Raw genomic sequence first — 13,639 nt, forward strand, 5'->3', positions numbered from 1 at the left:
TTAGCTCAAACACCAGGAGTCACGTGCGTGGTTTCCCTAAAAACTCCCGATACAACCGCGCCGTTCTCACCGGTTGCTCGACCATCGGCATATGGCCAATCCCTTCCCAGATGTCCACCCGCAGGTTATCAATGCCCTTGCTCCACACCGCGACGCTGCTGACATCGATCAACCGATCCTTGCGCCCCCACAACAACAGCGCCGGGCATTTGATGTCGGCGAGTTTCGGTTCCATCGGCGGGCTGGCGCGAAAGTCCTGGAAGATTTCCGCCAGTTCGTCGCGGTTTTGTTCGTAGCGCTGGGCGACGGCGTCCAGCACCACCCCGGGCACCCACGGCGGGTTGGCCATGGTCATGGCGTAGAAGTACTGGAATTCTTCCTTCGAATTAATCAAAAACGGGTTGTGCCCCTTGGCCAGGTGGCGCTCCAGGTCACTGATTTCCGGGGCCGTGACGCCCGCCGGGTCGATCAGCGCCACCGAAGCAATCCGTTCGGGGTAGGTGGCCGCCAGCCAGGCCGCGATGTAGCCGCCCATGGAGTTGCCGATCACATGCACTTTCTCGACTCCACAAACGTCGAGCAACTGAATCATCCGCTTGGCCTGCAACCCGATGTCGTAGCCGCCACCGGCCTTGAAGCCGGTTTCGCCATGGCCGGCGAGGTCGGGGATGATCACCCGGTAGTCGCCGACAAAGTGCCGGGCAAAGCGTAGCCAGAGGTTCTTGTCGGCGCTGTAGCCGTGCAGCATCAACACAGCGCTGGAGGCTTCATACGGTCCGCCTTGCCAGGTCGAGACGGTCATTTCGCTGATCGGTACGATAATCTTGTGCAGCCGATACAGCTTGGCTTCCAGGGCCATGCTCAGGTCATACAGCCAATGGCCGATGGCCGGGTAGCTCAACCAGCTCCAGGCCACAAAAACCGCGATTGCGACAACCAACAAAAGCATCAGGCGTCTTCCTTTTACGTGATCAGGACAGAATGTGGTCGGCGGGTTTCAGCGACCGGGTCAAGCGGTGATAACTGAAACTGAACCCCGGAAACATGGCGATCACATGACCGCTCTTGCTTTGATACCAACTGTGGCAGCCCCCAGACTTCCACACTGTACGTTCCATTTCCCGGTGGATCATTTCAGTGTAGGTACGTTCTGCTTCGGGGCGCACTTCAATGCTGCGCAGGCCCTGTTCTTTTAGCGTGCGGATGCAGCCGAGGATGTAATTCATCTGCGATTCGATGATGAACAGCGCCGAGGTGTGGCCGATACCGGTGTTGGGGCCGGTGACGATAAACAGGTTGGGAAAGTCCGGCAGGCTGGTGCCCAGATAGGCACGTGGGTATTGGGCCCAGACGTCTTTCAGGCGCCTGCCGCTCTTGCCGGTGACCGGGTAGGAAATCACTCCGTCGGTGGCGTCGTAGCCGGTGGACCAGACGATCAGGTCGACGTCGATGTGCTGGCCGTCCAGGGTGTTGATGCCGGTTTCATCGAGGGAGGCGATGCCTTGTTCGCGAGTGTGCAGCGTCACGTTGGGCCGGCCCAGCGCCGGGTACAGCGTGCTGGAGACCAGTACCCGTTTGCAGCCGATGGTGAAATCCGGGGTTAACTTGCGCCGCAGTTCGGGGTCGGGCACCTGGCGTTTGAGGAAACGCAGGGCTTGTTGCTGAACCAGGCGAATCGCCGGTTTTGAGTATTTGAACGCGATCACACGGGTTTCGAATAACCAGTAGATCGTCCAGCGCAGTAGTTTGTAGGCTGGTTTCAGTCCCAGCAGCCAGCGCTGAAAGCGGCCGAAGGTTCGATCGGCACGCGGTAATACCCAATGGGCGGTGCGCTGGAACACATGCAAGTGCTCGACGTACGGGGCAATCGCCGGGATGACCTGGGCCGCACTGGCGCCACTGCCGACGATGGCAACGCGTTTACCCGTGTAGTCGTAAGAATGATCCCAATTGTTGGTGTGAAAGGTTTTGCCCTTGAAACGTTCCACGCCTTCGAAGTGTGGGACTACGGGTTGGCTCAGCGGCCCAGTGGCGTTGATCAGGAACTGCGCATAGAACGTGCCTTTGCTGTCGGTGCGCACCGCCCAGCGTTTATTGGCGTCATCCCATTCGACGCCTTCGACGTTGGCCTCAAGTTCTACCTTTTCGCGCAAGCCGAAACGCTCCACCACGTGTTGGGTGTAGCGATGCAATTCGGCTTGTTCGGCGAACATCTGCGTCCATTGGTAGGGCGCGAAGGACAGTGAATACAGCGGCGAGGGCACATCGACGGCCGCACCGGGGTAGGTGTTCTGGCACCAGGTGCCGCCGAAAAAGTCCCGCCGTTCCAGCAAGCGAAAATCACTGATCCCCGCCTTGAGCAAATTGATCGCCGCACACTGGCCGCCAAATCCGCTGCCGATGATCAATACCTGAAAGGTTTGCATGGGCCTCCTCTTTGTCGTTGTTTATTAAACCCTTCCTTCATGTATAGCCAATTTGTAGTTCGACGCTTCCGCTTTTGTATGCCCCGGTATTCACCGCCAGCCGGTGATGGCTATTCGCCGTTGCCCTGATAGACTCCCCTCACACCCGCAACCCTCGGTGTTATCAGATTCCGTTCAGTGGTAGAGGCCTCTATGGCAAAAACGGGAGGAAAGGGACTTTCACTGGCCAGGAGGCTCTACACGTCGCGAACCCTGGGTTTGGCCCTGGGCTTGTTGTGCGTGAGTGCGGCGATGCACCCGCTGAATCCGGCGCCCTGGGTCTGGGTGGTGATGCTGCTCAACGGCATTATCTGGCCGCACCTGGCTTACCAATGGGCCCGCCGTGCCACTCTGCCTTACCACGCCGAACACCGTAACTTGCTGGTAGACGCCTTTCTCGGTGGCTTCTGGGTCGCAGCGATGCAGTTCAATCCATTGCCCAGTGCGACCACCATTTCCATGATGGCGATGAATAATGTGGCCATCGGCGGCTTGCGTTTTCTCCTGGCTGGCAGCGTGGCGCAAATCCTCGGGTTGGGCGTTGGCCTACTGTTTTTCACCCCCGTGTTTATCCCGCAAACCAGTCCTTTTCAACTATATGCCTGCTTGCCTTTGTTGTGCCTGTACCCACTGGCGCTGGGCTGGATCTGCTTTCGCCAGGCCAATACCCTCGGCCGGCAGAAACGTGAATTGCTGGCCCTGAGCCGCACCGACAGCCTCACCGGCCTGCTCAACCACGGCGCCTGGAAGGATCAACTGGAAGTCGAATTCCAGCGCTGCCAGCGGCAGAACCGGGGCGGGGCGATTGCGCTGATCGACATCGACCACTTTAAAACCATCAACGACACCTACGGCCACGTCGCCGGGGACATCGTCTTGCGCCAACTGAGCAAAATGCTCAAGCAGAACCTGCGTGCGGCGGACGTCGCCGGACGCTACGGCGGCGACGAGTTCTGCGTGATCCTCCCCGACCTGCCCCTGAACAGCGCCGCTGCGGCGATGGACGCCTTGCGCGATCGTTTCGCCACCCTCGGCTATGAGCAAAACCCGGCGCTGAAAGTCAGCCTGAGCATCGGTTTGGCCGCCTTCAACCCGGCGCACACTGACGCGACGTTGTGGCTCAACGATGCCGATCAGGCGCTTTATGAAGCCAAGACCACCGGGCGTAATCGGGTGATCTGTTGCAGTGACGGCAATCCTCGGCATCAGTTGTTTGACTCGGTCTGAGTGTCGAGCACCCATCTAAAACCTTACACGTAGCAGCTGTCGAACACCGCGAGGCAGCGTTCGGCGGCGAAGCCGTCGTGAAATCAGCAACGCGGTGCATCAGGTGGACCGCGTGCGCAGGGTTTGCGACGGCTGCGCCGCCGAACGCTGCCTCGCGGTGCTCGACAGCTGCTACAGGGCCTTTTGGCTTGTAAAACGAACGCTCAGTGTCGTATCCGGTATAGAGCCTTGCGCCGCAGTCAGGTAGGGTTCGACTACCCCCCGACAAGAAACAAGGATCGATTCATGACGTTCAATCTCGCTCGCTCCCCGCTGGCCACCAGCCTCGCCCTGACCTTCGCCCTCGGCGCTTTCGCCCCCGCAGCCTTCGCTGAACCGCACAAACAAGTGCTTGCCGACTCCGAGCAATACAAGGCTGAAGCCCTCAAGCTGCTGGAGAAACTGGTCAATATCGACACCGGTTCCGGTTACGAGCCCGGCTTGACCCAGGTACGTGATATCGCCGTCGATGAGCTGAAAAAACTCGGCTTCAGCATCGAACTGGTGCCGAACACCCCGGACAAAAGCAGCCATGTGATCGCCACGCTCAAAGGCACCGGCAAGGCGAAAATCCTGCTGATGGCGCACATGGACACCGTGTTCAAGGAAGGCTCCGCCGCTGAGCGTCCGTTCCACATCAAGGACGGCCGCGCCTACGGACCGGGCGTGATGGACGACAAGGGCGGCATCGTCGCCGGGATCTACGCGTTGAAAGTCCTGAAAAATCTCGACTTCAAGGACTACGCCCAAATCACCTTCCTGCTGGATGCCAGCGAAGAAACCGGGTCGGACGTCGCCACCGACCTGATCAAGAAAACCGCCAAGGCCCACGACGTGACCCTCAACCTCGAACCGGGCCGTCCGGCCGACGGCTTGGTGGTGTGGCGCAAAGGCAGCGCCACTGCCGTGGTTGAAGTGAAGGGTAAAGCGGCCCACGCCGGCGTCGCGCCGGAACTGGGGCGCAACGCGGCGATGGAAGCGGCGCACCAGATTCTGCAACTGGGCAAACTGGGCGACGAAGCGAAAAAAACCACCATCAACTTCACCGTGCTCAAGGCCGGCGACCGCACCAACGTGATCCCGGACCAGGCCACCGCCAAGGCTGACGTGCGCGCGGCGGTGCCGGAAGAATTCGACCGGATCGAGAAGGATTTGGCGCGGGTGTCCAAGGATAAGTTGATCCCGGACACCGAAGTCACCACAACACTTCAGCGCGGCCTACCGCCGATGCCGCAGACGCCAGAATCGGATCGCCTGATGGCCATGGCCCAGGGCATCTACGGCGAAATTGGCCGCAAGTTGACCGAAGAAGGCAGCGGCGGCGCGGCAGACGCCAGCCTCTCGGCCGGTGTGGGCACGCCGACGCTGGATGGGTTCGGGATTGTCGGCGGCAATATCCATACGCCGGAGGAATACGCGGAAGTGGAAAGCGTGGCGCCGCGGATTTACCTGCTGTCGCGGATGATTATGGAGCTGGCCAAGCGGTAAGCCACTGATCGTTCCCACGCTCTGCGTGGGAATGCCTCAACGGACGCTCTGCGTTCGGCTTCGGAGGGGACGCAGAGCGTCCCGGGCTGCATTCCCACGCAGAGCGTGGGAACGATCATTCAGCGGCGCACAACTTTTCAAGACGTTTCCTACAACGTACTCTATTGCCGCGTTTTGGCATCGACCCCTATAGTTTCGGCTCGCGGAAAACACCGCGAACGACCTTGGCCGGTCGAACATCCAAATCGCATCAGCGTCATTGTTCAGGCATTTTCATGTCTGGATGTCGTGTTATGGCAGCTGTGCACGGGACACCTTCGGGTGTGCCGGTTTGATGGGTGCCGGTCGGCCAACCCGTACACAGCTGCCACCTTTTTCGCTTGGCCGCGGAGGAGAGGAAGCTCTATTTTGGAGTTTTACCCATGTTCGAAGTAATGCCCCGTTACCTCCCCATCGACACCTACGACCCGGTGCTCTTCATCAATACCCAAAAAGAACTCAGCGACATGGCCGCCTGCGCCATGCACCGTTTCACCGTGGTTCGCGACCTGATGGACACGTTGTCCAGCCTCAACCTCAAGGACACTTCCGATTGCGATCTGGCCCGCATTACCCGGGCGGTGCATTTGCTGACGCGTGAAGGCTGCGCTGTGCTGAATGTGATTCAGAAGCGGGCGGTGCAGCGGGAGGAGGGGTATAAGGCCACGGTTTAGCGGTGTGGTGGCTGACGCTTTCGCGAGCAAGCTCGCTCCCACAGGGGATCTCGGTTGAACAAATGTTTTGTGATCAACATTGACCCAATGTGGGAGCGAGCTTGCTCGCGATGGCGTCCGGCCGGCTCACATGGTCATTCCTTGACGCGCATAAACTCTTCCGCCCAACGGATGTAATCCTCAGGCTGCGTATAGGTGTGCGTCAGTTCGGTAGCACTCAAATCCGAGGCCTGGGTAAAGATCTGCCGCTGTTCACGCAGGCTGTCGTACGTTGCCTTGATCGCCGCAAAGTACGCGCCGTGGCCGTCGATGGTCACCCGCACACCCAGTTCCGCCAGGCGTTTGTCGTCGCGCAGGGCCGGGTTGCCGTAGGTGACCAGCATCAGCGGCACGCTCAGGTGTTCGGCGATTTTTTCCAGTTGGTCGAAGTCCTGCACGCCGACCATACAAATCCCGTCGGCCCCGGCGTTTTGGTATTGCTGGGTGCGGCTGATGATTTCCTGGATCGGCAGAATTCCCGCGTTGGTGCGGGCGATGATGGCCATTTCCTTGTCGACCCGGGCTTCCAGTGCCGCGCGAATCTTGCCGACGCCTTCGGCGACCCCGATCAAATCGGTGGACTTGCGGCCGAATTGGGCCGGCAGCAGGGTGTCTTCGATGGTTAGCGCAGCGATGCCGGCGCGTTCCAGCTCAACGATGGTGCGCATCACGTTCAGCGCGTTGCCGTAGCCGTGGTCGGCGTCGGCGATCACCGGCAGTTGGGCCACACGGCCGATGCGGGTGGCCTGCTCGGCGAATTCGCTGAGGGTGATCAAGGCGAAATCGGGGGCGCCCAATACCTGCAACGAGGCGACCGAACCACCGAGAATCCCGACTTCAAAGCCCAGGTCAGCGGCGATGCGTGCCGACATTGGGTCGAACACGGAAGCGGTGTGATAGCACGTGTCGGAAGCCAGCAATTGGCGAAAATTACGGCGCAAATCTTGATGGGAAAGCCTGGACATATAAGTTCCACCACTGCATTGGAATGGAAGGGCTTGAGCAAAAGTGTCAACGCCGAAGGAACAAAAGGCTATCACGCGGGCGGGGTAAGGATGATGACGAATTTGTCGGTGAAGGAAGCAGAGTCAGAATATTGCAGCCTTCGGCATTTGGATGCCGTTCACCTTGTAGCAGCTGCCGAAGGCTGCGTTCGAGTGCGTAGCGCTCGCAATCCGGTATGCACCATTGACCGCGAACAACGCGGTGCAGGGCTGACTTGAAATCTTGAGTGTCGGTTTTGGCGGCTGCTTCGCAGCCGAACGCAGGCTTCGCCAGCTGCTACAGGGGAGGTCGGTTTCAGCCCTCAAGCCGCCACCGCCTGCTGCGCCTGATCCAGCAACAGCACCGCCCGCACCGAGTTCCCCGGTTGCAGTTGCAGGCGTTTGGCGGTGAGGCGGTCGACAATCAGGCTGTTGCCCACCAGCCGCGCCTTGGCGGTGGTGATGCGGCAGTTTTCCATGCGTCGGTTGTGGATCAGCCACACCGGGGCCTGTTCGTCCGGGCTGCCGATGCCCAGCACCAGTGGCTGGCTGTCGCGAACGGTACGGATTTTCGCGACCTGGGCTTCGATCACCGGCCCGCCGTCGAAGATGTCGATGTAGTCCTTGTGGGCAAAACCCTCGGCATTGAGGATCTTCATGGCCGGTTCGGTGTTGGGGTGCACCTTGCCGATCACGGCCTGGGCCTGCTCGGTGAGCAGGCAGGTGTACAGCGGCTGACGCGGCATCAGTTCGGCGATGAACGATTTGTTGCCCAACCCTGACAAGTGATCGGCGTGGCTGAAATCCATCTTGAAAAAGTGCCGGCCGAGGCTGTCCCAAAAGGGGGAGCGGCCTTGTTCGTCGGCCGTGCCGCGCAGTTCGGCAATCAGTTTGTCGCCGAACAACTGTTGGAACTCGGCGACGAACAGCAGCCGCCCCAGAGACAGCAACCGACCGTTGTTGCCCTGGCGTTGATCGGGGCACAGGAACAGCGAGCAGAGTTCCGATTGGCCGGTCATTTCGTTGTTCAGGAACAAGGTCGGGATCTGCCGCTGAATGCCCAGGTCGGGTGATGAACTGACGGTCAACCCGACCCGGTAGTTGTACCAGGGCTCGCGCATGCCGACGGCACCGGTCAGGGCGCTGACCCCGACCACGCGCTGATCGTCGTCTTCGAGCACGAACAGGTAATCGGCATCGGCGCGCTCGACCTGTTCGGCAAAGGTCCGTTGCGCCCAGCGCACACGGTGGCCCAGGCGTTCCTCGTTGGCGGGCAGGGTGGTAAACCCGGGGCCGGCCTGTTGCACCAGCGCCAGCAGGGCGGGCAGGTCGGTGACTTGAACCGGACGGACAATCATGATGCAGCTCCTATTGCGCGCGTGCTCGGGCGCTGTCGTTGGGCACGGGGCCGGATGATGCTCACAAGGCGATCAGCCGGATCGGGCTGCCGTCGGTCACGTTCAGGGCAGCGCACATCTCGGCGCTCAGGCCCACTGGTTGTCCGGCGTTGTAAGCCAGTTCGGCAACGATGGCGCGGTAGTCCTTGAGCGAATCGTTGCTCACCAGATAACAGCCACGAGCATCAAGGGGCTCGACGGGCTGCGCAGTGCCGGTGTCGCTGCGGGCAATGGAGCGAATGTTGGCGGTGCGTGCGTACAGTGTCGGGCCACCGTCGAACAGGTCGATGTAGCTGTTGGTTTCGAAGCCTTCGCGTTCCAGGATGTCGAACGCTTCCTGGCCGTCGGGGTGGATGCGGCCGATACAATCCTGTGCAGCCTCGGGCAGCATCGGCACGTAGATCGGGTATTGCGGCATCAGTTCGGCGAGAAAGGTCCGGCTCTCCAGACCGCAGAGCCTTTCGGCCTCGACGTAAGGCAAATTGAAAAAGTGTTTGCCCAGGGCATCCCAGAACGGCGACTGGCCTTGCTCATCGCTGTAGCCGACGATTTCGGTGATCACCGCGTCAGAGAAACGCGCCGCATGAGCGGCGATAAACAACAGCCGCGCCCGTGACAGCAGTTCGGAAAACGGCGTGCGCACCAGGTTGGCATCGATGTGAAAACCGCGCAGCAAGGTGTGGCCGCTAAGGTCGTGACATAACGACAACGCGGGCACGCCGTGCTCGATGTTCAGCTCCCGGGAAACGCTGGTGAAGTGGCGGTTGCGCAGGCTGTAGAACGGCTCGCTGAAACCGGCGGTGGCGAGGATTTCCGAGCAGCCCGTCAGACGCTGAGTGGCCAGGTCTTCGAGGACGAAAAAATAGTTCTCCGGGCCATTGCCCTCAACGATTTTGTCGAACGAGGCGCAGGAATCGAGAATCTTCTCGCGCAGGCGCTCGCTGTCGTCCGGCAGGGACGTGACGCCCACCAGGCTGTCACGGGCCAGTTGTTGCAACTGGGGCAGGTCGGCTAACTCGACTGGGCGTAAGACCAGCATGGATGTACTCCTGTATCAAAGGGTTCGGCGGTTTGCCGTCGAACCTGACTATCACTGTCGGTTTCCACGCGTGAAAGCGGCGGTCGCCTGATCTGTTGTCAGACGCCGCCCTTTTTCTTGTCAGACGTTGCTCGGGTCGGGCAGCGTCGTGCTGGCGCCCAGCTTGTTTAGAAAGAACAGATAGACCAGACCCAGGGCAATCCAGATCAGCCCGAGTTTCTGTGCATCGACGCCCATGTTGTACATGATGGCCGCGACGATGATGAAGCCGATCACCGGGCACAGCAGGTGACGGATCACTTGGCCGGATTTCTGCCGGCGCCAGTAGTAATTGATCACGGTCAGGTGCAGCAACATGAAACCGCTCAAGGCACCGAAGTTCACCAGGGAGGTGAGGATGTCCACCGAGTTGATAAACAGATAGCAGATCACCAGCGACAGCACCGCCACCAGATAAATACTGATGTAAGGCGTGTTGTGTTTTGGATGGACCTTGGCCAGCACTTTCGGCAGTTTGCCGTCCCGCGCCATGCCGAACAGCAGTCGCGACACCGCGGCTTGCGAGGTGATCGCCACCGCCACGCCCCAGGCCAACGCCGTGGCCAAGCCGGTGAGCGTTGCCAGCCAGCTGCCAGCGGCGATTTCAGCAATTTCATAAAACGCGGTGTCGGCGGACTTGAAGCCCATGCCGGCCGCCAGGTCGGTGGCAATCCAGGTTTGCACGACGAAGATCACGCCCATCACCACCAGAGTAATCAGCGCAGCCTTGCCGACGCTGCGGCCGGGGTCGCCCTTGATCTCTTCGGCGAGGGTGGAAATCGCGTCGAACCCCAGGAACGACAACACCGCAATCGACACCGCTTGCATCAGCAGGGCGAAGTTGAACGTTTCCGGGTTGTACAACGGCGCCAGGGTCAGTTCACCGTGGCCGCCGCCGTTGTGCAGGGCATTCCAGGCGTAGAACAGGAAGATCCCCAGCACCACAAGTTGCGCCAATAAAAAGACGATGTTCATCCGCGCGGTGAAGGTAATGCCGCGCAGGTTCACAAAGGTCGCGCTGACCAGGAAGGCCAGAATGAAACCGACTTTCGGGATGTCCGGGTACAGGTGATTCAGTGCCATCGCCGCGTAGACGTACAGCAGCGGTGGAATCAGCAGGTAATCGAGCAGCATCAACCAACCGGCGATAAACCCCACGTGTTGATTCAGGCCCCGCTGGGCATAGGAATATACCGAACCGGCAATTGGAAAAGCCCGGGCCATGCTGCCGTAACTGAGGGCGGTGAACAGCATCGCCACCATGCCGATGATATAGGCCAGGGGGACCATGCCCGGCGCTTCGGCGTTGACGTAACCATAAACGCCGAACGGGGCGATGGGGATCATGAAAATCATCCCGTACACCACCAGATCCGTCAGCGTCAGGCTGCGTTTCAACTCCTGCTTGTAGCCGAATTCTTCTATTTCCATGAAGCGTTTCTCCTTGTCAGTCATTCGGGCAATTTTTTTAGTTTTTATAGCGTTAGCGTTCTGCTTTTTCCTACAGCAGCGGGGCGAGGTAACCGGCCCAACGATCAATCCCCTCGGGGGTACGCAGCAAGTCGTTGCGCACCTCGATCAACACCGATTCCAACCCGCGGGCATCGCCGTGCACTGGCACGGTCATGTCCCCCAACGGGTCGATCTTGTATGGCTGATTGCCGGCCACTTTAAGCGGATGCTGGCTCAATCCGTCAATGACCCGTTGGGCGTATTGCCAGGCTTCGCCGAACAGTACACCGGCCTCCAGCGTCCGGGGCTGACCGTAATAAATCGGGGTGAAACTGTGAATCCCGACCACACGCACGGGGCGTCCTTGCGCCACGCGTTCATCGATCAGGGTTTGCAACCGGGTGTGAAATGGCTTGAACAGGGTCTGCCGGCGGTATTCCCGAGTGGCTTCATCCAGTTGCTGGTTGCCCGGCACCTGATAGATCTCGCTCTGGCCGCGAATGCTGTCCGGGGCATGGCGCGGGCGGTTGAGGTCGATCAACAGCCGCGAATAATTGGCCGCCAGCAGCGTCACCCCGAGGGTTTCCGACAAGCGCTCGGCCAGGGCCAGGGCGCCAATGTCCCAGGCGATGTGTTCACGGGCGGCCTCATGGCTCAAGCCCAGGTCGTGCAATGCCGGCGGGATAAAACGGCTGGCGTGTTCGCACACCAGAATCAACGGGTGCTCGGAGGCTTCCCGGCTCAGGGTGTACGGGGGCTCGGTGTAGAGCCCAAGTTCAACGGATTCAGTACAGGCGCGCATAGTGCTCACAAAGGTCGGCGGGCGAGAGCTGTTCCGTCAGCGTCAGTTCCTCGGTTTTCAGGGCGAAATAGGTGTCGAGCAAGGCCTGGGGCAAAGCTTCGATCAGCGCCTCACTGTTGCGCAGGCAGTCCAGGGCCTGGGCCAGCGAGGCGGGCAGGGCGACGATGCCTCGGGCCTGGCGTTGTTCTTCGTTCAGTGCGTCGGGGATTTCATCGGTGATGGCGTTCAGCGCCAGGCGTTGCTCGATGCCCAGCCGCCCGGCGATCAGCAGTGCGGCCATGGCCAGGTGCGGCGACGCGGTGGCGTCCATCGCGCGAAATTCGAGGTTGTACTGCGTCGCCACGGATTTGCCGCCCAGGCTTACTGTCGGGCAGATCCGCAGCGCCGCTTCGCGGTTGCGCTGGCCGAGGCAGGCGTAGGAGGCGCTCCAGTGGTGAGGTTGCAAACGCTCGTAGGACACTGGCGTCGGCGCGGTAAAGGCGCAAAGGGCCGGCAAATAATGCAGGACACCGGCGGCCCAGTGCTGGCCGAGGGTCGACAGGCCGTTGGTGGTGCCGGCGTCGTACAGCAGCGGTTGCCCGGCGAGGTCTTGCAAGCTGACGTGCAAATGCACGCCATTGCACACCGCGTGCTCGGCGGTCTTCGGTGCGAAACTCAAGCCAAGGCCCATTTGCCGGGCGATTTCCCGAGTGATCTCGCGCACGTTGACTGCGCGATCAGCCGCCGCGACACCCAGTGCCGGACGGCAAGTGATTTCGTATTGGTGCTTGCCGTATTCCGGCAGAAACATTTCCGGTTCGACGCCACCGGCGCGCAAGGCGCTGAGCAGCCAGCCGCCAAACTCGGCACCCTGGCGCTGGGCTTCGAGGGTGAATGCCAAGTGTTTGGCAGCCCCGCAATCCAGATTGAATTCATGCTCGAACGCCGCGTTGACCTGTAGGCCCAGCTCGGCCCGATAGCGTTCCACTTCGTTGCGCAGCAGCGTGCGCGGGCAAGCGCTCCAGGGACGGCCATCGGTTTCGCAGATGTCACCGTGAATGAAGTCGAGGGCCGGGGCGTTGGCATCCGGGCCGTTGTTGACCGTCACCCGGCTGCTCAACTCCGGAATCAGCCGCAAGTCACCGTAAGCGCCCCACGGATTGGTCGAGGCGATGACGTCTTGCGGGGTCAGCGCGCTGTTGGCTGGCACCCAGCCGCAACCGGCGGCTTGATAATGCTCCAGCTCGTCAGTGGGAAAGGAACGGCCGCGAGTTACGCCGATCAGGTCGGTGGTAACGATCGTGGTCATCGGCACCGGCAACAGGCGTGTGCTCATGACCGCATCTCCTGCAACCGTGCGAGCACGGTTTGGGTGTCGGTGATCCAGCAATAACCTTTGATCGCGTTGAGGCAGGCCTGATGCCGTTCCGGGGTGTAGGTGGCGCAGGCGTCTTCCACCAGCGTTACCAGATAACCACGGTCGGCGGCGTCGCGCACGGCCATGTCCACGCATTGGTCGGTGACGATGCCGGCGATGATCAGATGCCGCGTCCCCAGGTTGCGCAGCACGTAGTCGATGTTGGTGGAGTTGAAGACCCCGGAGGAGGTCTTGGGCAGCACCACTTCGTTTTCCGTCGGCGTCAGGTCGTCGATGATTCGCGCTTGCGGGCTGCCCTTGGGCAGGTGCATGTCCGAGAGTTTATGGTCCAGGGAGCGGTCGCGGCCATCGGCGGTGAGGCTTTCGATCAAGGTGTGCAGCACGTTCTGCCCGGCGCTGCGAAAGGCGCTGAGCAACCGTCGTTGATTGGGCACCACCTGCATGTGGGTGCGGGTCAGGAAATACTCGGCGTCCGGCCCGTTGAGGTGCGGGTCGAACTGCGGTTCGAGCCAGGCCCGTTGCATGTCGACCAGCAACAACGCGGTGTGGTCGGTGACAAACGGCAGGTCGCGGGGCGAGCGGTGGGGGAGCGTAAACAT

Annotated in this window: 12 protein-coding genes; 3 read left to right on the forward strand and 9 right to left on the reverse strand. The window is 60.7% G+C overall.

Annotated features, from left to right (window positions below):
• Nucleotides 1-19: 19 nt before the first annotated feature.
• Together ACA071_RS12250 and ACA071_RS12255 are read right to left on the reverse strand one after the other, a co-directional pair.
• The gene (locus ACA071_RS12250; protein ID WP_497644581.1) at nt 20-949 is read right to left on the reverse strand and encodes an alpha/beta fold hydrolase; all 930 of its coding nucleotides are present in this window, start codon (nt 947-949) and stop codon (nt 20-22) included.
• Between the two features lie 22 nt (nt 950-971).
• The gene (locus ACA071_RS12255) at nt 972-2,426 is read right to left on the reverse strand and encodes a flavin-containing monooxygenase (protein ID WP_497644582.1); all 1,455 of its coding nucleotides are present in this window, start codon (nt 2,424-2,426) and stop codon (nt 972-974) included.
• A gap of 192 nt (nt 2,427-2,618) precedes the next feature.
• Here ACA071_RS12255 and ACA071_RS12260 point away from each other — a divergent pair, with 192 nt between their 5' ends.
• From ACA071_RS12260 to ACA071_RS12270, 3 genes are all read left to right on the forward strand, one after another.
• A complete protein-coding gene (locus tag ACA071_RS12260; RefSeq protein ID WP_497644583.1) occupies nt 2,619-3,692 on the forward strand; it encodes a diguanylate cyclase in 1,074 nt (357 codons plus the stop codon).
• A 285-nt stretch (nt 3,693-3,977) separates the two neighbouring features.
• Nucleotides 3,978-5,219, forward strand: a complete 1,242-nt coding sequence (locus ACA071_RS12265; RefSeq protein WP_497644584.1) for a M20/M25/M40 family metallo-hydrolase — start codon at nt 3,978-3,980, stop codon at nt 5,217-5,219.
• A gap of 422 nt (nt 5,220-5,641) precedes the next feature.
• Nucleotides 5,642-5,932 carry a hypothetical protein gene (locus ACA071_RS12270; RefSeq protein ID WP_497644585.1) on the forward strand — a complete coding sequence of 97 codons (291 nt, stop codon included), beginning with the start codon at nt 5,642-5,644 and terminating at the stop codon, nt 5,930-5,932.
• 134 nt (nt 5,933-6,066) lie between these two features.
• Here ACA071_RS12270 and ACA071_RS12275 read toward each other — a convergent pair whose 3' ends face one another.
• From ACA071_RS12275 to ACA071_RS12305, 7 genes are all read right to left on the reverse strand, one after another.
• Nucleotides 6,067-6,936 (reverse strand): isocitrate lyase/PEP mutase family protein, encoded by an 870-nt coding sequence (locus ACA071_RS12275; RefSeq protein ID WP_123513478.1) that lies wholly within the window; start codon nt 6,934-6,936, stop codon nt 6,067-6,069.
• A 341-nt stretch (nt 6,937-7,277) separates the two neighbouring features.
• Nucleotides 7,278-8,312: an arginine N-succinyltransferase gene (gene astA, locus ACA071_RS12280; RefSeq protein WP_497644586.1), complete on the reverse strand. Its 1,035-nt coding sequence runs from the start codon at nt 8,310-8,312 to the stop codon at nt 7,278-7,280.
• A gap of 61 nt (nt 8,313-8,373) precedes the next feature.
• The gene (locus tag ACA071_RS12285; protein ID WP_497644587.1) at nt 8,374-9,390 is read right to left on the reverse strand and encodes an arginine N-succinyltransferase; all 1,017 of its coding nucleotides are present in this window, start codon (nt 9,388-9,390) and stop codon (nt 8,374-8,376) included.
• Nucleotides 9,391-9,510: 120 nt separating this feature from the next.
• A complete protein-coding gene (locus ACA071_RS12290; protein WP_497644588.1) occupies nt 9,511-10,860 on the reverse strand; it encodes an APC family permease in 1,350 nt (449 codons plus the stop codon).
• A gap of 70 nt (nt 10,861-10,930) precedes the next feature.
• On the reverse strand, nt 10,931-11,683 hold the full coding sequence (locus ACA071_RS12295) for an N-formylglutamate amidohydrolase (protein ID WP_497644589.1): 753 nt from the start codon (nt 11,681-11,683) through the stop codon (nt 10,931-10,933).
• Nucleotides 11,667-12,998, reverse strand: a complete 1,332-nt coding sequence (locus ACA071_RS12300; RefSeq protein WP_497644590.1) for a type I glutamate--ammonia ligase — start codon at nt 12,996-12,998, stop codon at nt 11,667-11,669. The genes ACA071_RS12295 and ACA071_RS12300 overlap by 17 nt, the downstream gene beginning before the upstream one ends.
• Entirely contained in the window at nt 12,995-13,639 is a 645-nt protein-coding gene (locus ACA071_RS12305) for a cysteine hydrolase family protein (RefSeq protein ID WP_497644591.1), read from the reverse strand. Before ACA071_RS12305 ends, ACA071_RS12300 begins: the two co-directional genes overlap by 4 nt.

The sequence above is a fragment of the Pseudomonas sp. LBUM1646 genome, assembly GCF_059716165.1.